This is a genomic window from Neisseria sicca, from assembly GCF_003044565.1.
Lineage (GTDB): Bacteria > Pseudomonadota > Gammaproteobacteria > Burkholderiales > Neisseriaceae > Neisseria > Neisseria sicca_A.
This window is the reverse complement of record NZ_POXG01000003.1, coordinates 150,033-171,682: the sequence shown is the minus strand read 5'-3', so window position 1 is coordinate 171,682 and position 21,650 is coordinate 150,033. Positions and strand designations below refer to the sequence as shown.

The following is a 21,650-nucleotide window of genomic DNA, read 5'->3' as shown; positions in this document are numbered from 1 at the left end:
ATGCAATCAAATCAATAATATTGTTACAAACCATGCCAGCAAGGTATAGCCTAAAGTAACACTTACTGTAAACGCCACACGTTCCCAGCTTTTAAACCACGGCATCAACCAACTACCGATCGCGGTGACAAAACAGGACACAGTAAATGCGGTAAATCCGTAATTCGACCACCTTATTGCACCTTCCACATCGTCGCCGGTCAGGGTTTTCAAATCGGCCAACGCCAAAGAGCGGTTTTCGCAATAGATAGACAGCAACCACAGTGCAACAGCAAACGCATAGCAAACGAATGGGGTAACATAGCGTTTCATGATTCAGCTTTCTGCGGTGCAGGCTGCTTTTCCATTCAAGCAGCCTGCACAATCATTTCGCAAACTGTTTCAAAAAGTTCAAATCGTTATCAAAAAACAGCCGCAAATCGTTCACGTTGTAACGCAACATAGCAAAACGGTCGAGGCCGATGCCGAAGGCGAAACCGGTGTATTTTTCAGGGTCGATATTCACGTTTTTCAACACGTTGGGATGCACCATACCGCAGCCGCCGACTTCTAGCCATTTGCCGTTTTCGCCCATGATGTCGATTTCGGCGGACGGTTCGGTGAACGGGAAGAAAGACGGACGGAAACGTACTTGCAAATCATCACGTTCGAAAAAGCGGCGGATAAAATCGGTGAACACGGCTTTCAAATCGGCAAAAGTTACGCCCTCTTCTACCCACAAACCTTCAGCTTGGTGGAACATGGGTGAGTGCGTTGCATCACTGTCCACACGGTAAACGCGACCGGGGGCGATAATGCGGATGGGCGGCTCTTTCTTATCGAGCATATAGCGGATTTGAATCGGGGAAGTGTGCGTACGCAAAACATCGCCGTTTTCAACGTAAAACGTATCCTGCATGGCGCGGGCCGGGTGATTTGCGGGGATATTTAGGGCTTGGAAGTTGTGGAAATCATCTTCGATTTCCGGGCCGTCTGCCACTTCAAAACCCATGCTGTGAAAGAGTTCGACCACGCGCTGCAAGGTCAGGGTTACAGGATGCAGACCGCCATTTTCCTGCGCGCGTCCAGGCAGGGTAATATCAAGTGCTTCGGCGGCAAGTTGGGCTTGCAGCTTAGCTTCGTTGAGGGCATCACGTTTATTGTTAAAGGCCGTCTGAAACTGGTTTTTGCATTCATTGATATGCGCGCCTATGGTTTTGCGCTCCTCAGGCGACATTTGACCTAAGGTTTTCAGAAGTCCGGTTAACTCGCCGGTTTTACCAAGATAACGGGCTTTGATTTGTTCTAGAGCGTTGAAGTCTTGCGCGGCTTCTACTGCGGCAATGCCTTCTGCAACGATACGGTTTACATTTTCCATAGTGGTTTTATCGTCTGTCGGTTGATGATGGGTCGTCTGAAACAATGAGGTCGCCTGTATGGTTTGGTGTTGCCAAACTTTTCAGACGACCTTTTATCGTTTACGGCCAATCCGTTTGATAGAATCGGCGTATTTTAGCGCAAATCAATTCAAAAAAATAGACTTTAAAGAAAGAAAATCAATCACATAGACTTTCTTCAAACAAAGAAAAAAGGAAGCCGTAGCTTCCTTTTTAAATTTTTTGGATTAAGCAGCCAAAGCAGCTTTAGCTTTCTCAACCAATTGTGCAAAAGCGGCTTTATCAAATACAGCCAGATCAGCCAATACTTTTCGGTCGATTTCGATAGAGGCGCGTTTCAGACCGTTCATGAACTTGCTGTAAGAGAGACCATTTTCACGGGCACCTGCATTGATACGAACAATCCACAATTGACGGAATTGGCGTTTGCGTTGACGACGGTCACGGTATGCGTATTGACCGGCTTTCATTACCGCTTGCTTGGCAACGCGGTATACGTTTTTACGACGACCGCGGTAGCCTTTGGCTAACGCGAAGATTTTTTGGTGACGGGCACGAGCGGTTACACCGCGTTTTACGCGTGGCATATTCTAAACTCCTTAAGCGTAGGGTAACATTTTAGCAACAGAAGCCAAATCGCGATCGTTCACCATAGAGGTACCGCGCAGTTGGCGTTTGTTTTTAGTGGTCTTTTTAGTCAAGATGTGGCGTTTGAACGCATGAGCGCGTTTTACACCGCCGTTACCCAGTACTTTGAAGCGTTTTTTCGCGCTAGACTTGGTTTTCATTTTAGGCATGGGAAAACTCCATTCGTTATTAGATAAGGCATCAGGGGGTTTTAAAACATTGGTTTCAAACACTTGAACCCAAAATGCCACGGTTTTTGCCGCTAATCAAAAGCTTACTCCGAAGCGGCAATCGGAGTAAGCTGAGAATTATAACTTTATTTTTTCTTCGGTGCAATCATCATCACCATTTGACGACCTTCCATTTTAGGGAAGGATTCGATTTGGGCCACTTCCGCCAAATCCTCTTTTACGCGCTCTAAAAGTTGCGCCCCGAGTTGCTGGTGAGCCATTTCACGCCCGCGGAAACGGAGTGTTACTTTGACTTTGTCGCCATCTAACAAGAAGCGGTTGATGTTGCGCATTTTGATTTGATAATCGCCTTCATCGGTACCCGGACGGAATTTGATTTCCTTAATTTGTACCTGCTTCTGGTTTTTCTTGGCTTCGTCGCGTTTCTTGGCTTGTTGGTATTTATATTTACCGTAATCCATCAGTTTGCATACAGGCGGTTTGGCAGTAGGAGAAATCTCTACCAAATCCACATCCTGCTCTTCGGCCATAGCCAAAGCTTCACGAACCGATACGACACCAAGCTGTTCGCCTGACTCACTGATTAAACGCACTTCTTTGGCGGTAATTTCGCCATTGATTCGTGCTTCGCGTTCTTGAGCGATGATGAATACTCCTATAAAAATTAATGGTTGACGAGGGCGTCCGCGATTTCTTGCTGCAATTGTGCAATGAAATCATCCAAATCCAAAGAACCCAAGTCTTCTGCTTTGCGGCGCACGGCCACTTTGTTTTCCTGCTTCTCTTTATCGCCGACAACGATTTGATAAGGGAAGCGGTATTGGCTGTTATCACGGATTTTGTAGCCGATTTTTTCGTTACGCAAATCCAGCTCCACACGGAAGCCTGCGGCTTGCAATTTGGCAGCCACTTCACGGCAGTAATCTGCTTGATTTTCGGTAATGTTCATAATCACCATTTGAACCGGCGCAAGCCATAATGGGAATGAACCTGCATGGTTTTCAATCAAAATACCGATAAAGCGCTCTAAAGAACCCAAGATGGCGCGGTGCAACATTACTGGACGGGCACGATCATTGTTTTCGGTTACATATTCTGCATCTAAACGTTCCGGCAATACAAAGTCCAGTTGCAGCGTACCACACTGCCAAGAACGTCCCAATGCGTCCTTAACATGATATTCGATTTTAGGTCCGTAGAACGCACCCTCACCCGGCAACTCATCCCATTCCACGCCACAAGCAGTCAATGCTTCGCGCAAACCTTGTTCTGCCTTATCCCACACGTCGTCTGAACCGGCGCGCTTCTCAGGACGCAGTGAAAGTTTGACGGACACATCATGGAAACCGAATTGCCTGTAAATACGAACCAGCAATTCATTGAATGCCCGCGCTTCGCTGACAATTTGATCTTCGGTACAGAAAATATGCGCATCGTCTTGTACAAAACCGCGGACACGCATCAGTCCATGCAGTGCGCCACTCGGCTCGTTACGATGGCAAGAACCAAATTCTGCCAAACGCATCGGCAAATCACGGTACGAGCGCAAGCCGTTATTGAAAATCTGGACATGTCCCGGGCAGTTCATCGGTTTAACCGCGTATTCGCGCTTTTCCGAGCTGGTTACGAACATATTGTCTTTGTAGTTATCCCAATGACCGGATTTTTCCCAAAAGGTTTTATCCATGATTTGGGGGGTTTTGACTTCTTTATAACCGGCGGCATTCAGCTCTTTACGCATATGCTGCTCGATAGTCTGCCACAACGCCCAACCTTTGGGATGCCAAAACACCATACCCGGCGCTTCGTCTTGCAAGTGGAACAAATCCAGTTGTTTGCCCAATTTGCGGTGGTCGCGTTTTTCCGCTTCTTCGATACGCTGGATATAGGCTTTTAATTCGTCTTTTGTCGCCCAAGCCGTACCGTAAATACGTTGCAGCATTTCATTATTGCTGTCGCCGCGCCAGTATGCGCCTGCCAGTTTGGTCAACTTGAAGTTTTTCAGGAAACGGGTATTCGGAACGTGCGGACCGCGGCACATATCGACATATTCCTGATGATGATACATACCCATTGCTTCAACTTCAGGCATATCGTCAATCAGGCGCAGTTTGTATTCTTCGCCGCGATCTTGGAAAATTTTGATGGTTTCGGCACGCGGGGTCATGATTTTGATTACATCATAATCTTGTGCAATCAATTCTTTCATGCGCGCTTCGATAGCGGCAACATCTTCGGGTGTAAATGGTTTTTCCGTTGCGATATCGTAATAAAAGCCCTCTTCAATCACGGGGCCGATAACCATTTTTGCGTTGGGATAAAGTTGCTTGACCGCATGACCAACAAGGTGGGCACAAGAGTGGCGGATGATTTCGACGCCTTCTTGATCTTTCGGGGTAATGATTTGGACGGTTGAATCTTCGGTAATCGGATCGCACGCATCGACCAATTTGCCGTTTACCTTACCCGCCACCGTCGCCTTTGCCAAACCTGCTCCGATAGACGCGGCAATCTGTGCCACGGTAACGGGCGATTCGTATTGGCGGACTGAACCGTCCGGCAAGGTAATGTTCAACATCAAAAAGCTCCAAAACATTAAAAAATAACGGCATAAATGCCGTTTGGGAAATTTGGTAGGCACGATTGGATTCGAACCAACGACCCCCACCATGTCAAGGTGGTGCTCTAACCAACTGAGCTACGTGCCTGTTTAATAGGGTTCGGATTATAGACGATACTTTGATGCGATGGCAAGCATGAAAACAATGTTTCAGACGACATTGTCGGAACATTGTGATTTTTTTGAAACATTTTCAACAGTGAACATCTCGAGACGAATAAGGTCGTCTGAAATATTCAAACCCCGCTATTGCGATGAAAATCCTTTATAATCCCGTTTTTTACCTCAATCGTTTGACTGCACGGCGGCTTCGCACGCCGTTTTCGACATTATAGATACAACCTATGCTCAAGTTTACCTTACACAAAAAAGACGGTCATGCCCGACGTGGCACGCTGGAACTGAACCACGGCAAAATCGAAACGCCCGTATTTATGCCGGTCGGCACTTACGGCTCGGTTAAGGCGATGAATCCGCAAAACCTGCACGACATCAAGGCACAAATTATTTTGGGCAACACTTATCATTTGTGGCTGCGCCCAGGTTTGGAAGTTATCGAACAATTCGGCGGTCTGCACGAATTTATCGGCTGGAACAAACCCATCTTGACCGACTCGGGCGGTTTTCAGGTTTTCTCGCTCTCCGATATGTGCAAACTTACCGAAGAAGGTTGCACCTTCCAAAGCCCGATTAACGGCAACAGACTCTTCCTCTCGCCCGAAATCTCCATGAAAATCCAAACCGTACTCAACTCCGACATTGTGATGCAGTTGGACGAATGCACACCGGGCGAAGCAACGCACGAACAGGCGCAAAAATCCCTGCAAATGAGCCTGCGTTGGGCAGAACGCAGCAAAAAAGCCTTTGAAGATTTGAAGAACCCGAATGCCCTGTTCGGCATCGTGCAAGGCGCGATGTATGAGGATTTGCGCGAAGAATCGCTGCGCGGCTTGGAACAATTCGACTTCCCCGGCCTTGCCATTGGCGGGCTGTCTGTCGGCGAACCCAAACCCGAAATGTACCGCATGCTGCGCGCCGTCGGACCGATGTTGCCCGAACACAAACCGCATTACCTGATGGGCGTCGGCACACCGGAAGACTTGGTGTACGGCGTGGCACACGGCGTGGACATGTTCGACTGCGTCATGCCGACCCGCAATGCACGCAACGGCTGGCTGTTCACCCGTTTCGGCGATTTGAAAATCAAAAACGCCAAACACAAGCTCGACAAGCGTCCGATAGACGAAAGCTGCACCTGCTACGCCTGCCAAAACTTCAGCCGCGCCTACCTGCACCACCTGCACCGCACCGGCGAAATCTTGGGCGCGCAACTCAACACCATCCATAACCTACATTTCTACCAAGTCATCATGGCGGAAATGCGCGAAGCCATCGAGCAAGGAAAATTTGCCGACTGGCAGGCGCAATTCCATGAAAACCGCGCCCGCGGAGTGGATTGAGATTTAACTATGCTTATCGAGGTCGTCTGAAAACGTTATATTCAAGTAAACCCCGTTTTCAGACGACCTTGCTGTTATAATGCAAACATTAATTTACATTAATTGAAAGTGCGATATGTTTACCCAAGCAGCCCAAGAATTGACCACCGTCCGCGACATCCTGCGTTTCGCCGTCAGCCGTTTCAACGATGCCGGTTTGTTTTTCGGGCATGGCTCGGACAACGCACACGACGAAGCCGCCTACCTGATCCTGCATACCCTCAACCTGCCGCTGGACACGTTGGAGCCTTACCTCGACGCCAAGCTGCTGCAAAGCGAGAAAGAAGAAGTATTGGCAGTGCTGGAACGCCGCGCAGTCGAACACATCCCCGCCGCCTACCTCACCCATCAAGCATGGCAAGGCGATTTCGATTTTTATGTTGACGAACGCGTCATCGTACCGCGTTCGTTTATTTACGAACTGCTCGGCGACAACCTTACCCCTTGGATAGAGCATCCCGAATTGGTTCACCGCGCATTGGACTTGTGTACCGGCAGCGGCTGCCTCGCCGTCCAAATGGCAGACCACTACCCTGCCGCTGAAATCGACGCCGTCGATTTGAGTTTGGATGCGCTGGAAGTGGCCGCCATCAACATCGAAGACTATGGCTTGGAAGACCGTATCAACCTAATTCATACCGATTTGTTCGAAGGATTGGAAGGTACATACGACCTGATTGTTTCCAACCCGCCTTATGTCGATGCCGAATCGGTCGATATGTTGCCCGACGAATACCTGCACGAACCCGAACTCGCCTTGGGCAGCGGAGAAGATGGTTTGGACGCCACCCGTCAAATCCTACTGCACGCCGCCAAATACCTGAATCCCAAAGGCGTACTGTTGGTCGAAATTGGACACAACCGCGGCGTATTGGAAGCCGCCTATCCCGAATTGCCGTTTACTTGGCTGGAAACCAGCGGCGGCGACGGATTTGTATTCTTGCTGACCCGCGAACAATTGCTGGGATTGGAATAATCGATTGCTGATTTTTATACGGCCGAAACCTTCTGCATATAGGTTTCGGCCGTATTTTCATCATTACGTTCAACACCAAATAATAGTCATTAACGTTGAACATATCCGTTTTATCTGTTTTCAGACGACCTCCCTGCACACAAATTCAATATTCCAATCGGAACCATTTTCTATATTTGTTGTCTGTATTTTAATAAGCATTCATAAAAATATTATATTTAACCCGCATGACCTGATGGATTATAATGACGAATAACAGCCGAAATATTCTTTATTCAAATATTATCGACTTAACAACCAAACCTAAGGTCTATCATTTACATCTCCGCCACATCGGAACAATCAGACAATGAACCACTTTTGGACAAACAGCCTGACCGCCTGCATCCTGCTTGGCGCGTCGCTTCAAGCTTCGGCACAAACCCACTCCGTTTATTTCAATCAAAACGGCAAAATTACCGCCACAATGTCATCGGTAGCTTACGTCCGCCAATACACCGTCGAATCCGGCGTAGCGCAAGTGCAGGACTTTTACTATCCGTCCATGAAAAAATATTCCGACCCGTATGAAATACCGGCGGCGCAGATCAAAACCTTCGTTCCCGTCCTCAACAACGGTACTTTGACACTCTGGCATTTCAACGGACAAAAGAAAATGGTCGGCAGCTACCGCAACGGCAAACCGAACGGCGAATGGACCAACTGGTATCCCAACGGTAAAAAATCAGCAGTCATGCCTTACCTGAACGGCTTGAGCGAAGGCGTCGGCTCGCGCTATTACCGCAACGGCACGAAAGAAAGCGAAATCCAGTTCAAACACGACAAGGCAAACGGCTACTGGAAGCAATGGTATCCCAACGGCACACCGAAAACCGAAATGACCATGGTCAACGACAAGCCGACCGAAATCACGAGTTGGGACGAAAACGGCCGCGCCCTTTCTGAAATTACCATTACCAACGGCAAACGAAACGGCGTTGTTTTAGAATGGTATGACGACGGTTCTAAAAAATCCGAGACGGTTTACGCCAACGACCAAGTGATGAAAAAAACCAACTGGGACAAAGAAGGTTATGTGATTGACTAACAGAAAAGGGAAACGATACGTTTCCTTTTTTTGTTTAAACAGTAAGGTCGTCTGAAACCGACCATCCCCAACGCCGCAGAATTTACATTTAAATATCAACAGCTCCCCCTTGCTCCTTTACAGATTTCGTTTAAAATACAACCCAAACAACAACTATTCAAATTACATAAAACTATGCGCTATTACGGTACGATTACACGCTGGAATGACAACCGCCAATTTGGGGCTATCCGCGAAGAAAGCATGGGAACTGAAGTATTCGCCCCACTTTCCGCCTTTACTACACTGACGCGCCCGCCTGCCGAAGGTCAGCGCGTATCGTTTGACATCGTCAAAGGCAGACGCGGACGCGACGAAGCCGAAAATATCTGCTTCTCCCTTGATTGCGTCGATGAATTCGACTTTTTCGACACTGAACCTGAGCCGTATAAAAAAGCCTTCTCCAAACTCTTGCTGCTTATCCCTATCATTGCCCTGCTTGCCGCCGGCGGATGGTTTGGCTGCGATTACTGGCAGAAATACCAGCAACAAGCGAAAGCAGCTGCTGCCATGCCGCCGGAGACGATGGTGGAAGAAGTTTCAGCGAAGATGAATGCCGAACGCAAGGCATGGTTGGATGCAGTAAACGGCCGCAAGACTCAAAAACAAACAAAACTCGAAAACAGCAAAGCAGCCCGCAAAAACGCCTCCAAAGAAACAAAATAATGGCTTCGCAACCATCAAAGCCGAGCAGAACCAACTTCATATAAAAGGTCGTCTGAAAACCCGAATCTAAGGTTTTCAGACGACCTTTCACCTTAGCCCTGTTTCAACACCCCAAATTCTTTTAAAATACCGCCTATTTAAATTTAACCGAGAGACCGAACTTCATGAACCTACATCAAACCGTCGAACGCGAAGCCGCCGCCGCCTTTGCCGTCGCAGGCATCACCGACAGCCCCGTTGTCTTGCAGCCGACTAAAAACGCCGAACACGGCGATTTCCAAATCAACGGCGTGATGGGTGCGGCGAAAAAAGCCAAACAAAATCCGCGCGAGTTGGCGCAAAAGGTGGCCGAAGCATTGGCGGGCAACGCCGTGATTGAAAGCGCGGAAGTCGCTGGCCCCGGCTTTATCAACCTGCGCCTGCGCCCCGAATTTCTCGCCCAAAACATTCAGACAGCCTTGAACGACGCGCGTTTCGGCATAGCAAAAACCGACAAACCGCAAACCGTCGTCATCGACTATTCCTCGCCCAATCTGGCAAAGGAAATGCACGTCGGCCATCTGCGTTCCAGCATCATCGGCGACAGCATTTCGCGCGTGTTGGAATTTATGGGCAACACCGTCATCCGCCAAAACCACGTCGGCGACTGGGGTACGCAGTTCGGCATGTTGGTCGCCTATTTGGTCGAGCAGCAAAAAGACAATGCCGCGTTTGAACTGGCGGATTTGGAGCAGTTTTACCGAGCCGCCAAAGTGCGCTTTGACGAAGACCCCGCCTTTGCCGACACCGCGCGTGAATACGTTGTGAAGCTGCAAGGCGGCGATGAAACCGTGTTGGCGTTGTGGAAACAGTTTGTCGATATTTCGCTCTCGCACGCCCAAGCCGTTTACGACACGCTGGGCTTGAAGCTGCGCCCCGAAGATGTGGCGGGCGAATCGAAGTACAACGACGATCTGCAGCCCGTGGTCGATGATTTGGTTCAAAAAGGTCTGGCGGTCGAAGACGACGGCGCGAAAGTTGTGTTCTTGGACGAGTTCAAAAACAAAGAAGGCGAACCCGCCGCATTTATCGTGCAAAAACAAGGCGGCGGCTTCCTCTACGCCTCCACCGATTTGGCATGCCTGCGCTACCGCATAGGCCGTCTGAAAGCCGACCGCCTGCTGTACGTCGTCGACCACCGCCAAGCCCTGCACTTCGAACAACTTTTCACCACTTCCCGCAAAGCAGGCTATCTGCCTGAAGATGCAAAAGCCGAGTTTATCGGCTTCGGCACCATGATGGGCAAAGACGGCAAACCGTTCAAAACGCGCAGCGGCGACACCGTAAAATTGGTTGACCTGCTGACCGAAGCCGTCGAGCGCGCCACTGCTTTGGTGAAAGAAAAAAATCCCGAATTGGGCGCGGACGAAGCCGCAAAAATCGGCAAAACCGTCGGCATCGGCGCGGTCAAATACGCCGACTTGAGCAAAAACCGCACCAGCGATTATGTGTTCGACTGGGACGCCATGCTCTCGTTTGAAGGCAACACCGCCCCCTACCTGCAATACGCCTACACCCGCGTGCAAAGCGTGTTCCGCAAAGCCGGCGAATGGGATGCAACCGCGCCAACCATTTTGACCGAACCGCTGGAAAAACAGCTTGCCGCCGAGCTTCTGAAATTTGAAGATGTGCTGCAAAGCGTGGCGGACACGGCATATCCGCACTACCTCGCTGCCTACCTCTACCAAACCGCCACCCTGTTCAGCCGCTTCTACGAAGCCTGCCCGATACTCAAAGCCGAAGGTGCAACCCGCAACAGCCGCCTGCAACTGGCGAAGCTCACCGGCGACACGCTGAGACAAGGCTTGGGTTTGCTGGGCATTGATGTGTTGGATGTGATGTAAGGCATTCCCCATAAGCAAAAGTCGTCTGAAAACGGATTTTCAGACGACCTTTTTATCTTCTTTGCCCCTTACGCTATACTGTCGGAAATATTTTCAATTCCGACAATTCTTTATGCCTGATTTTCTTCCCGTCCCGCCAGCCGAACTGTGGCAGGCGACGCTTGAACACCTCCGCCTTTCCCTGATTGCCCTGCTTTGCGCCGTCGCGCTTGCCGTGCCGCTCGCCGTATGGCTGGCAGACAAACGGCGTTGGGCGGAAGGCGTTTTGCAGGTAACCAATATCCTGCAAACCATTCCGTCCCTCGCGCTGCTTGGTTTGCTGATTCCCTTTGTCGGCATCGGTTCGCCGCCGGTTTTGATTGCGCTGACGCTCTATGCCTTGTTGCCGATTTTTCAGAACACCTATCTCGGTTTGAGCCAAATAGATCCCGCCATCAAAGAAGCGCACACCGCGTTCGGCTTGTCCCGTTGGCAGGCGTTGTGGCGTATTGAATTGCCGATGGCGCTGCCCGCCATGATTTCCGGCATCCGCACCGCGTCCGTATTGATTATCGGCACGGCAACACTCGCCGCGCTTATCGGCGCGGGCGGCTTGGGCAACCTGATTTTACTCGGCATCGACCGCAACAACATGGCGATGACGTTTACCGGCGCGCTGCTATCCGCCCTGCTCGCCGTACTGGTCAGCGGCGGCATCGGCATACTGCAAAAGTCGAAACATAAAATGCCGATTACCACCGCCCTGCTTGCCATCCTTATCGCCATTGGTTTGGCACCGATTTTTCAAACGAACCCATCCGCACAAAAAATCACCATCGCAGGCAAGCTCGGCAGCGAACCCGACATCCTCATCAATATGTACAAACAGTTGATTGAAGAAAATAATCCGCGCGCGCAGGTGGCGCTCAAACCCAATTTCGGCAAAACTTCATTCCTGTTCAACGCCTTAAACAGCGGCGAAATCGACATCTACCCCGAATTTACCGGCACCGTCCTCGAAAGTCTGGTCAAAATCCCTGCCGAACAGCAAAACCGCCGCCTTTCACCCGAACAGACCTACCAAACCGCCAAAGACCTGCTCGCCCGACAACACCGGCTGACCTTTCTGCCGCCGATGGCATACCAAAACACCTACGCCCTCGCCGTCAGCCAAGACTACGCCGCCGCGCACAACCTGCACAAAATCTCCGATCTCAAACGCGTGCAAAACCAAATCCGCGCCGGCTTTACTCTCGAATTTACCGACCGCGCCGACGGCTACAAAGGCCTGCAACAACACGGCATACAGTTTAGCCGCCTCTCGACGCTCGAACCCGCCCTGCGCTACACCGCCCTGCTAAACGGCAAAATCGACCTCGTTGAAGCCTATTCCACCGACAGCGACCTCAAACAATACCGCCTCGCCGTCCTTTCAGACGACATCGCCCTTTTCCCCTCCTACCAAGGCGCGCCGCTAATGAAAACCGAGTTTGCCGAACAGCATCCCGACATCGTGAACGCATTGAACAAGCTGGCAGGCAAAATCAGCGAAGCCGAAATGACTGAAATGAACTACCGCGTGAAAGTAGGCGGAGAAAAACCGGCGGACGTAGCGCGGGATTATTTGCAGAAAAACAGTTTGATTAACGATAAGGGCAAATGATTTAGGTCGTCTGAAAAAACGGTTTTCATTTTATTGAAGCAGGTTTTCAGACGACCTCCAAGTTGCAACAAGTCATCAATTAGATTATAGTGGGTTCTCGATCAACATAAACATCAAGGAAATAAGCCATGAGCGGTAAATTAGACCAAATCAGCGGTAATGTAAAAGAGAAAGCCGGAGAACTCTTAGACGATCCCAAACTCCAAACAGAAGGCGTGATCCAACAAGGCATCGGCAAAGTCAAAGAAGTTGCCGCCGACATTGAGGAAAAAGCAAGCGACGTATTGAAAAAAGGCAAAGAAGAAGCAGAACATCTGGTTAGCGAAGCAAAAGAAAAAGCCGAGAACCTGATTGACGACATCAAAAGCAAGTTCTAATCCATCCTTGTCTTAGACTATGTCAAAAGGCCGTTTGAAACACGATTTCAGACGGCCTTTATTTCAGGCAGCGCAGCCACCCAAAATCGCCTGTTCCCCATCCAATCAAACTTTCAGACGACCCCGCCGGATAAGTTGGATAGATGAATCCAATGCTTTAACGGTTTTGCCGAATCCCGACTCGAGATACGCATAGTTCAATCATCGACAGGAGAAGCCCCATGCCTTCCGCCAAACTCATCCAAAAGCTCAAACCCGCCCTGCAAAACCCGCTTCCGCCCGAACAAGACGGCATCTTGTTGTGCCTCGATTCCGATGGCGTAACGGGCGACAACGCCAAATACATGAACATGTACAACCGCCTTGCCCGTTGGTACGATTTCGGCGAACGCTGTATAGCCCGCCTCAGATACGGCAACAGCATCAACGAAACACGGCGCAGCCTGATGGACGAACTGGAATGGCGGCAGGACTGCACCGCGCTCTACGTCTCCATCGGCACAGGTACCGATTACCACGATGCTGGCAGGTTTGGCAGCCTTACCCTATCAAACGCTACTAGCAAAAGGGTTGATTTTGCTGGGAACGTCGGGACAGTTGGCATTTGCCATGTACCGCGCAGGCGGCTTGTGGCGCGGCGTCCATACCCTTGATGCCACCACGCCGATTGTGTACCTGCCCACCGTTGCCACCAATTTTGTCAGCGCGACCGCGATGGCGGCATTGGGTTGGTCGGATTACGCTTGGCTGTTTTTGGGCGCAGGGCTATTTTCATGGCTTAGCTTGGAAGCCGCCATATTGAGCCGTTTGCGCACCGGCACACCCGTCAACGCCCCTGTGCGCGGTATTGTCGGCATTCAACTTGCGCCCGCTTTTGTCGGCTGCGGCGCTTATTTTGCCGTATCGGGCGGACACATCGATGCCTTCGCGCTGCTCTTAATCGGCTACGGCTGCCTGCAATTCCTGCTACTGTTGCGCCTTCTGCCTTGGATGCTGGAGAAAGGATTCAGCCCCAGCTTTTGGGGTTTCTCGTTCGGTTTGGCGGCAATGACAGGCTGCGGCTTCCATTTGATTGCCGAACAGCGTTTACTGTTTTTAGGCTATTTCCTCGCTACCACAGGCTCCGGTTTGGTGATGTTGCTGTTGCTTGCGACTTTGAATTTGGCGAGACAGGGACGGTTGTTGGTGAAATGAAAAATCAAGCGGCTTAAAGGCGTTATAAAACGAACATGGATAAGTACATGGTTTTAGGTCGTCTGAAAGCCCAAAAAGTAGCCTGCACTTAAAAAAACAATGTGCAGGCTGCTTTAGGATAATGAGCCGTTTATCAATCCAGCTTCACGATTTCTCCGTCTTCCGGAACGTTCACACGGCTTTCAATGCGTTGACCGCGTATAAATTTACGCATATCGGCGCGGCTGACGGCGGTATGATTCACGGTATCCATGTGTACGGTGATGATTTTGGCTTTAGGCATGACTTGGCTGGCTTTTAATACATCAGCCGTCCCCATAATAATGCCGTCTGAAATGCCTGAAATCAGCGCGTAGCCCGTGTTCATAATCAGATAATCGGGTTTGTAGCGATTCAATGCTTTGTTTACATCTGCCGTCCACACAGTATCACCCATAATATAAGCGGTTTTATGTCCGCTGCTTTGGAATACCACACCCATTGCATCACCTAAGATTTCGGCTAGCTGCGGGTTGGCATACATGGCTTCTGTACCGTGTACGCCGCCGGTTTTGCTGATGGTTACGCCGTTGAAGACAGTGCTGCCGTTCAACACGCGTACATCAGTAAAGCCTTGGCTGCGGATTTTTGCCGCGTCGGATTGGTGCTGCACATATACGGGCAGGTTTTTCGGAATGGAACGTGCGGCAGTTTCGTCCCAATGGTCTTCGTGAGTATGGGTAACGATAACTGCATCCACACCGTCCAAAATTTTATTCACGCTCATCGGTAGCCCGACCAGCGGCATTTTGGCTTGGTTATTGAACGTGCCGGCAAAGCCGTTCATGGAATGCTTGGGGGCGAAAAACGGGTCAATCAAAAACGTCTACCCCGCATATTCGACTTTGGCGGTAGCGTTACGGATATGTTGGTATGAATCGTCTGCCCAAGCGGAAAAGGCTGTCGCACCTAAAACAGTGGCAAGAATAAATTGCTTGGATTTCATGATGTTGCTCCTTAAAAAATCATGGAGCGTATTTTAAGCAGCAGGTGTATCGGCTAAAATAGGCAATATTGCCAACAAACGCAAGGATAGTGCCAAAATGTCGTCTGAAAACGAGCGTAACGAGTTTCGCCAAAATCAAACTGCCCCCAAAATCGTGCTATATGCTCAATCGGGCATGAATGATTTTGTCTTCAATATTCCCTTTTCTGTTTTTCAGACGACCTATCGGAACCATCCGCTCTTTGACCTGAAAATCTGTTCCGATGACAGCAAAGACGTCATCACGGCACTGGGCGCAAGCATTCCCGTACACGGCGGCTTGGATTTGACGGAAGAAGCCGACATCATCGTCATCGCAGGCTGGCGCAATATTGAAGAAGCCCCGACACCTGAGTTGAGCGCACATTTACAGAAAGCAGTACAACGTGGTGCGCATATCACCGCCCTATGTTACGGCACTTACGCCCTTGCCTACACAGGACTTTTAGACGGCAGAACCGCCGCCACCCACTGGCTTGCCGAAGACGACTTTGTCCGCCGTTTCCCTAAAATTCATCTGGATACCAACCGCCTATATGCGGAAGACGGCAACTTTTTAACATCGGCAGGTGCGGCAGGCGGGCTGGATTGCTGCCTGTACCTCATCCGCAAAATCCACGGTGCAACCGTTGCCAACGACCTTGCCCGTACCTTGGTTGCGGCACCACACCGCGAAGGCGGGCAAGCACAGTTTATCCACCGACCTGTCGAACACCGTACCGCCGATGACAAAATCAATCACTTATTGGACGAACTGCGCCAAAACCTTGCGACCCCATACCGCTTGGACGATTTGGCAAAAAAATTAGCCGTTTCCCGCCGAACCTTTATCCGCCATTTTTCTCAAGCCACAGGCATGAATTTTGGTGAGTGGCTCACCACAGAGCGGCTATGGCAGGTACAGGATTTGTTGGAAAATACGGATTTGCCGATAGAACGCATCGCCGAACAAAGCGGCTTCGGCAGCGCGTCAAACCTACGTTTGCAGTTCAAAGCCAAGTTTAAAATCAATCCGAATGCTTGGCGGAAAGTATTTGGCAGATAGCTCGCGTTAGTCAATCCAAAACACCTGAGTGCAGGCTGCTTTGGAGGTCGTCTGAAAGCAGCCTGCACTTGCCACTTGCTGTAACCGCATGATATTCCTAAACTACCCTTTCCCCCACTTTTAAAGAAACGCCCATGAAATCCAAACTATCCGCGCTTACCATCTCCGCCCTTCTTGCCGCCTGCTCCTCCGTTCCGCAACATGATGAGCAAGCGAAAGCCCTGCTGGACGAAGGCATCGCCCTGTATCAGAAGCACGATTACCGACACGCCAAACGCTATTTTGAGCAGGCGCAGCAGGCAGGGCATATGAAAGCGCCGCGCTATCTGGGCTTGATGTATCTGAACGGCGAAGGCGTCGCCAAAAATGCGCAAACCGCCTTTGCCTACTTCACGCAGGCTGCCGAAGCGGGCGACATCACGGGGCAATACTGGTTGGGCTATTGTTACGAAAACAGCGTTGGTACAGAAAAAGACATGACCCAAGCCGTGCGCTGGTATCAGAAATCCGTCGCACGCGGCGACCATGTTTCTCAGCCCGCCATTGATGCGCTGAACCGCTTGGGCGTAAAAACAAATTAACCGTTTCCCTCAATCTTTCAAGGAGTTTCCATGAAAAAGACCATCTCCTTCATCGCCGCCGGCCTGCTGCTGGCAGCCTGCACCGCCACGCAAAACACCGCTGAAAACAGCCCCGCCGCCCAAAGCGCGCAAAATCCCGCTTGGGACAAACAATACGGCGGCGCGGACAAATCCTACGACGGCCGCCTGCTCGCCCTGCGCGAGCAAATCGCCCCGCGTTTTGAAGTGCTGACCTTCAAAGACCCGCAAACGGGCAAAGAAATGCAGTACAACCTGTACACGCCGAAAAATCTCGAACCCGGCCGCCAATACCCGCTGGTGATGTTCATTGCCGACGCCAGCACCGCAGGCAAAGGCGTGAAAGCCCCGCTGATGCAGGGCTACGGCGGAATCATTTGGGCAACCGACGAAGCGCAGGCGAAACACCCCGCCTTCGTCCTCGTGCCGTCCTACACCGAAACGGCGGTCAATGACCAATGGCAAACCTCAGACGAAGTCGGCATGACCCTGCGCCTCGTCAAAAGCCTGATGACCAAAAAACCGATCGACCCTGACCGCGTTTACACCACAGGCCAATCCATGGGCGGCATGATTTCCTTTTATCTCAACAGCATCGAGCCGAATTTCTTCGCCGCTTCCATGTTCGTCGGCAGCCAATGGGACATCAACGTGTTGAAACCATTAATGCGGGCGAAATTCATCTACACCGTTTCCGCCGCCGACCAAAAAGCATCGGCAGGCATGGCGCAAGTCGGCGAAATGCTGCAACAAAACAAAGTCGCCTACGCCGAAACCGAGTTTTCCGCCAAACTGCCACAGGCGGAACAAGACGCGAAAGTCCAACAAATGCTCGCCCAAGGCAAACGCATCAACTTCATCCGCTTCACGCCGAATACGGTGATTCCAGAAAACAGCACCCACAAAGGCGCGGAGCATATGTATTCGTTTGACTACGCCTATTTGCTCGAACCCGCCCGCGATTGGCTGATGCAGCAGCGGCGCGGAAAGTAAGCAGCACAATTTGCAGAAACCAAGTGCAGGCTGCTTTTGAGGTCGTCTGAAACCCCAAAAAGCTACCTACACTTGCCTTCAAAAATTAAGGAGGTGACGTAGATTGGCACTAAAACAAATCTAGAATAAACTATCAATAAATATTTAAAAATAAAGGTGACAATATGAAACTACATTCGATAAAAATTACCAATTTCCAAAGTTTTGGTGAGAAGCCAACAAAATTTACATTAGAAGAAATCACCTACCTAATTGGTCCAAATGGCTCAGGAAAGACGGCTGTTTTACAAGCACTATGTAGATTATTTGCTTTTGATCCATCTTTGCGTCGAGTTAAGCGAACTGATTTCCATATTCCTCAGAATGAATCTTCTCCCCCAGATCAAAGAACGCTATGTATTGAAGCTGATTTTATTTTTCCTGAAACAGCAGATGCTGGCGATAATTCGACAGTAGCTCCTTTCTTTAGTCATATGAGGTTAGATGGGGTAACTGGTTTGCCCCGTGTACGTTTTCGTTTGACAGCAACAATGGATTTTATTGGAGAAATTGAAGAAAAATTTGAATATGTTTTAACTCAGGATGGAAAAACAACAAAATCAGTTTCTAGAGCTGATAGAAGCCTTATCCAGCTACATTATCTACCTGCTCAAAGAAACCCATCAGATCATATAGCCTATAATACAAATGCTTTATTAGGTCGACTATTACGGGCAGTAAATTGGGAAAATGAGTCAGAAAGTGTGCGAACGCTAACAGAACAAATAAACTCGTGTCTTGAAAATAACACATCTGTTCAAGCTATAAGTGACGCTTTGAAAAAAACTTGGGAAATTGTTCATAAAGGAAGCTATTTTAAAGAGCCTAAAATTTCTTTTGCTCATTCTGAAATTGAAAATATCTTGCGCCACATGTCTGTTTCATTTACACCTGGTCATGATGAGGAGATTGTCGATTTTTCTCGCTTAAGTGATGGGCAAAAATCTATGTTATACCTATCATTAGTTTTAACCTCACAGTCAATTTACCATTCTGTTAGAAATAGTGAAGATAACTCTTTTGATATTGAAAAATTACGCCCCCCTATCTTCACCTTAATTGCGTTAGAAGAACCTGAAAATAGTTTATCTCCTCATTATTTAGGGAGAGTAATAGAAGCATTAAAACAAACGACACAGCATAATGACGCTCAAGCTATCATTGCAACTCATGCGCCTGCAATGTTACGCAGAGTTTCCCCTGAGCATATTCGTTATCTACGCTTAAATGGCTTGAGAACAACAATGATTAGAATGATTTGTTTACCAGATAAATCAGATGATGCACATAAATTTGTTCGAGAAGCAATTCAGGCATTCCCTGAAATTTATTTTTCACGTTTAGTTGTATTAGGCGAAGGAGATAGTGAAGAAATTGTATTGCCTCGAATTTTAAGTGCTAAAGGGGTTCCTGTTGATTCATCCGCTATTACGATTGCTCCACTTGGTGGACGACATGTTAATCATTTTTGGAGATTACTCTCTCAATTAGAAATTCCTCACATAACTTTATTGGATCTTGATGTGGCTAGATTTGGTGGAGGATGGGGAAGAATTAAATATGTGAATAAACAATTAGAATATTATAGAAATAGTGCTTTTTTAGACGAGAATAATACCATACCAAATTGGAATGACAGCAATTGTTTAATTAGAGAAAGTCACTCATACACTGATATCAATGGACAATCAGCTGATATTTTTTCTGCGTTGGAAAGTTATAATATTTTCTTTTCTGAACCAATGGATCTCGATTTTGCAATGTTAAAAGCATTTCCTAATAAATTTGAAATAACAGACATAGATACATTACCAGACCAAGATCTTATTAAATCTGTTTTAGGTAAAAAACATCACGCTCCTGAACAATATACTGAAGAAGAAAGAAAACTTTTTTCTAGCTATCATAAATTATTTAAATTAGGTAGTAAGCCGGTAAATCATATTCAGGCACTTGCTAATTTAACTGATGAAGAATTATTAAATAACATGCCAGAATCTCTTTCTCGTTTGGCGGAAGCTGTGAAAACTAAATTATCGGAGATTCCGGAATGATTTCAGCTGAACAATGGATACCTGCAGATGGATTAACGCTAGAACCTAATGCGATGAACGCTGCAAAAGAGCAAGAAAAATGCTTAGCATTGACCGCTGGTCCCGGTGCGGGAAAAACTGAAATGCTGGCTCAAAGAGCTGATTTTCTTTTTCGTACAGGTACGTGCCGTTATCCAAAGCGAATTCTTGCAATTTCTTCTAAAGTAGATGCAAGCACGAATTTAAAAGAGCGTGTTAAACGCAGATGTGGTTCTGAATTAGCTTCTCGTTTTGATAGTTATACTTTTCATGCATTCGCTAAACGGATTATTGATAGATTTAGAATAGTATTAACCGGCGATGACGCCTTGTCGGAAAATTATTCTATTGATTCTATTGGTGATAGAAAAATTACAGGAATACAAATTACATTTAATGATCTTGTTCCTTTGGCTATTGAAATTTTAAAAAATTCAAGCATAGCAAGAAACGTTATACGTCAAACTTATTCAGATGTATTTTTAGACGAATTCCAAGATTGTACTAACCTTCAATACGAATTAATTAAGCTAGCTTTTCAGGGAACTTCAGCCAGATTAACCGCTGTAGGAGATACAAAGCAAAAAATTATGGGCTGGGCTGGTGCATTGGAAGGAGTTTTTGAAACATTTGCTCAAGATTTTTCAGCTGAACCATTAAATATGTATCGTAATTTTAGATCTAAACCTCGCCTATTAAGGTTACAAAACAGAATTATTCAAAATCTGGATCCTAATTCTGTTATGCCTGAGGAGTTATTGAGAGGCGATGAAGGAGAAATTTTACTTTGTGAATTTGAAAATGATATTGAGGAGGCTAAAAGCATAGTAGAACGTATTAGCGAATGGATATCCAATGAAAAAATCCCATTACATGAAATTGCAATATTGGTATCTAAACAAGCTGAATCATATGCTGCAGTTATTATGAAAAATCTTGAAGAAAAAAATATTCCCTATCGTAATGAACAGCAATTACAGGATATATCAACAGAACCAATAACAAGATTAATAATTGATTATCTTCTTTGTTTTTACGGAGATAGAGAGCCTCAATCCTGGTTGCGATTACAAGAGCAAATACTACCATTTGTTGATGACGAGGAATTAGAATTTAGTAAACACCATTATCTTCAAGATTTTATTATTAATCAAAGGAAAATCATTAAAAAATCTGAAAGTGCATCAAGAAGATTTGCTTGCTGGAGACAAGTTATATGCTCTTTTTTAATGCAACTTAGTATTGAAACAATAACCGCACTATCTCCCGACTATGAATCAAAATCTAGATTAAAGGAACTTGTAAAGTTAACAATAACAAAAATTCAAGAATTACTAGAAAAAGAGTCTGATTTAATTAAAGTGCTAAAATCCTTTTTAGATGATCAGGCAATTAGGATTATGACTATCCATAAGAGTAAGGGGTTGGAATTTCACTCTGTGATTATGTTGGCTGTAGAAAAGGAAACATTTTGGGGAGATAAAGATGCTGAACGTTGTGCATTCTTTGTGGGAGTATCTCGCGCTAAGCAAAGATTGTTAATAACTTATTCCAAGGAAAGACAAAAACCAGAAGACGTAGAGGAGTGGAAGTGGAAGGCGTGCAGAAATAAACATGCTGAGTATTGGGGATATTTCGTATAGCTTTCTAAATAAACCCAAAGGTTGCGTAGAAATAGTTACAAAACACTTCAAAATTTGA

At 47.8% G+C, this 21,650-nt stretch carries 19 protein-coding genes, 1 tRNA gene and 1 pseudogene; 13 read left to right on the top strand and 8 right to left on the bottom strand.

Annotation, left to right across the window (positions count from 1 at the left end; genetic code table 11):
* Nucleotides 1-6 precede the first annotated feature (6 nt).
* The 7 genes from DBZ16_RS07985 to DBZ16_RS07955 form a co-directional block, all read right to left on the bottom strand.
* Nucleotides 7-312, bottom strand: a complete 306-nt coding sequence (locus DBZ16_RS07985) for a hypothetical protein (protein ID WP_064104249.1) — start codon at nucleotides 310-312, stop codon at nucleotides 7-9.
* A 52-nt stretch (nucleotides 313-364) separates the two neighbouring features.
* A complete protein-coding gene (gene pheS / locus DBZ16_RS07980; RefSeq protein ID WP_107813591.1) occupies nucleotides 365-1,357 on the bottom strand; it encodes a phenylalanine--tRNA ligase subunit alpha in 993 nt (330 codons plus the stop codon).
* Between the two features lie 246 nt (nucleotides 1,358-1,603).
* Nucleotides 1,604-1,963: a 50S ribosomal protein L20 gene (rplT, locus tag DBZ16_RS07975; protein ID WP_002214103.1), complete on the bottom strand. Its 360-nt coding sequence runs from the start codon at nucleotides 1,961-1,963 to the stop codon at nucleotides 1,604-1,606.
* A 12-nt stretch (nucleotides 1,964-1,975) separates the two neighbouring features.
* A complete protein-coding gene (rpmI, locus tag DBZ16_RS07970; RefSeq protein WP_002232040.1) occupies nucleotides 1,976-2,173 on the bottom strand; it encodes a 50S ribosomal protein L35 in 198 nt (65 codons plus the stop codon).
* Between the two features lie 146 nt (nucleotides 2,174-2,319).
* Complete coding sequence (gene infC / locus DBZ16_RS07965; protein WP_107813590.1) at nucleotides 2,320-2,841, bottom strand: translation initiation factor IF-3; 522 nt, start codon at nucleotides 2,839-2,841, stop codon at nucleotides 2,320-2,322.
* Nucleotides 2,842-2,858: 17 nt separating this feature from the next.
* Nucleotides 2,859-4,772, bottom strand: a complete 1,914-nt coding sequence (gene thrS, locus DBZ16_RS07960; RefSeq protein WP_107813756.1) for a threonine--tRNA ligase — start codon at nucleotides 4,770-4,772, stop codon at nucleotides 2,859-2,861.
* A 53-nt stretch (nucleotides 4,773-4,825) separates the two neighbouring features.
* A tRNA-Val gene (locus DBZ16_RS07955) sits at nucleotides 4,826-4,902 on the bottom strand.
* Between the two features lie 256 nt (nucleotides 4,903-5,158).
* On the opposite strand from DBZ16_RS07955, the gene tgt reads away from it, so the two are divergent.
* The 8 genes and pseudogenes from tgt to DBZ16_RS07910 all read left to right on the top strand — a co-directional run.
* Nucleotides 5,159-6,274 (top strand): tRNA guanosine(34) transglycosylase Tgt, encoded by a 1,116-nt coding sequence (gene tgt / locus DBZ16_RS07950; protein ID WP_107813589.1) that lies wholly within the window; start codon nucleotides 5,159-5,161, stop codon nucleotides 6,272-6,274.
* A 115-nt stretch (nucleotides 6,275-6,389) separates the two neighbouring features.
* Nucleotides 6,390-7,289: a 50S ribosomal protein L3 N(5)-glutamine methyltransferase gene (prmB, locus tag DBZ16_RS07945; protein ID WP_107813588.1), complete on the top strand. Its 900-nt coding sequence runs from the start codon at nucleotides 6,390-6,392 to the stop codon at nucleotides 7,287-7,289.
* A gap of 349 nt (nucleotides 7,290-7,638) precedes the next feature.
* Nucleotides 7,639-8,376 carry a toxin-antitoxin system YwqK family antitoxin gene (locus tag DBZ16_RS07940; protein WP_107813587.1) on the top strand — a complete coding sequence of 246 codons (738 nt, stop codon included), beginning with the start codon at nucleotides 7,639-7,641 and terminating at the stop codon, nucleotides 8,374-8,376.
* A 174-nt stretch (nucleotides 8,377-8,550) separates the two neighbouring features.
* Entirely contained in the window at nucleotides 8,551-9,081 is a 531-nt protein-coding gene (locus DBZ16_RS07935) for a cold-shock protein (protein ID WP_107813586.1), read from the top strand.
* A gap of 164 nt (nucleotides 9,082-9,245) precedes the next feature.
* Nucleotides 9,246-10,964: an arginine--tRNA ligase gene (argS, locus tag DBZ16_RS07930; protein WP_107813585.1), complete on the top strand. Its 1,719-nt coding sequence runs from the start codon at nucleotides 9,246-9,248 to the stop codon at nucleotides 10,962-10,964.
* A gap of 112 nt (nucleotides 10,965-11,076) precedes the next feature.
* Nucleotides 11,077-12,606 carry an ABC transporter permease/substrate-binding protein gene (locus DBZ16_RS07925; RefSeq protein ID WP_107813584.1) on the top strand — a complete coding sequence of 510 codons (1,530 nt, stop codon included), beginning with the start codon at nucleotides 11,077-11,079 and terminating at the stop codon, nucleotides 12,604-12,606.
* A gap of 128 nt (nucleotides 12,607-12,734) precedes the next feature.
* On the top strand, nucleotides 12,735-12,983 hold the full coding sequence (locus tag DBZ16_RS07920; RefSeq protein ID WP_107813583.1) for a CsbD family protein: 249 nt from the start codon (nucleotides 12,735-12,737) through the stop codon (nucleotides 12,981-12,983).
* Nucleotides 12,984-13,487: 504 nt separating this feature from the next.
* A pseudogene (locus tag DBZ16_RS07910) lies at nucleotides 13,488-14,177 on the top strand (dicarboxylate transporter/tellurite-resistance protein TehA); the annotation flags it as partial.
* A 133-nt stretch (nucleotides 14,178-14,310) separates the two neighbouring features.
* On the opposite strand, the gene DBZ16_RS07905 reads toward DBZ16_RS07910, so the two are convergent.
* Nucleotides 14,311-15,036 (bottom strand): MBL fold metallo-hydrolase, encoded by a 726-nt coding sequence (locus DBZ16_RS07905; protein WP_240600303.1) that lies wholly within the window; start codon nucleotides 15,034-15,036, stop codon nucleotides 14,311-14,313.
* Between the two features lie 223 nt (nucleotides 15,037-15,259).
* Here DBZ16_RS07905 and DBZ16_RS07900 point away from each other — a divergent pair, with 223 nt between their 5' ends.
* The 5 genes from DBZ16_RS07900 to DBZ16_RS07880 all read left to right on the top strand — a co-directional run bounded on the left by DBZ16_RS07900 (nucleotide 15,260) and on the right by DBZ16_RS07880 (nucleotide 21,592).
* Nucleotides 15,260-16,246: a GlxA family transcriptional regulator gene (locus DBZ16_RS07900; RefSeq protein ID WP_107813582.1), complete on the top strand. Its 987-nt coding sequence runs from the start codon at nucleotides 15,260-15,262 to the stop codon at nucleotides 16,244-16,246.
* A gap of 134 nt (nucleotides 16,247-16,380) precedes the next feature.
* A complete protein-coding gene (locus DBZ16_RS07895; RefSeq protein WP_107813581.1) occupies nucleotides 16,381-16,827 on the top strand; it encodes a tetratricopeptide repeat protein in 447 nt (148 codons plus the stop codon).
* A 30-nt stretch (nucleotides 16,828-16,857) separates the two neighbouring features.
* Entirely contained in the window at nucleotides 16,858-17,838 is a 981-nt protein-coding gene (locus tag DBZ16_RS07890; protein ID WP_107813580.1) for an alpha/beta hydrolase-fold protein, read from the top strand.
* Nucleotides 17,839-18,002: 164 nt separating this feature from the next.
* Entirely contained in the window at nucleotides 18,003-19,931 is a 1,929-nt protein-coding gene (locus tag DBZ16_RS07885; protein WP_107813579.1) for an ATP-dependent nuclease, read from the top strand.
* Nucleotides 19,928-21,592 carry a UvrD-helicase domain-containing protein gene (locus tag DBZ16_RS07880; protein WP_107813578.1) on the top strand — a complete coding sequence of 555 codons (1,665 nt, stop codon included), beginning with the start codon at nucleotides 19,928-19,930 and terminating at the stop codon, nucleotides 21,590-21,592. The genes DBZ16_RS07885 and DBZ16_RS07880 overlap by 4 nt, the downstream gene beginning before the upstream one ends.
* Nucleotides 21,593-21,650: the final 58 nt, after the last annotated feature.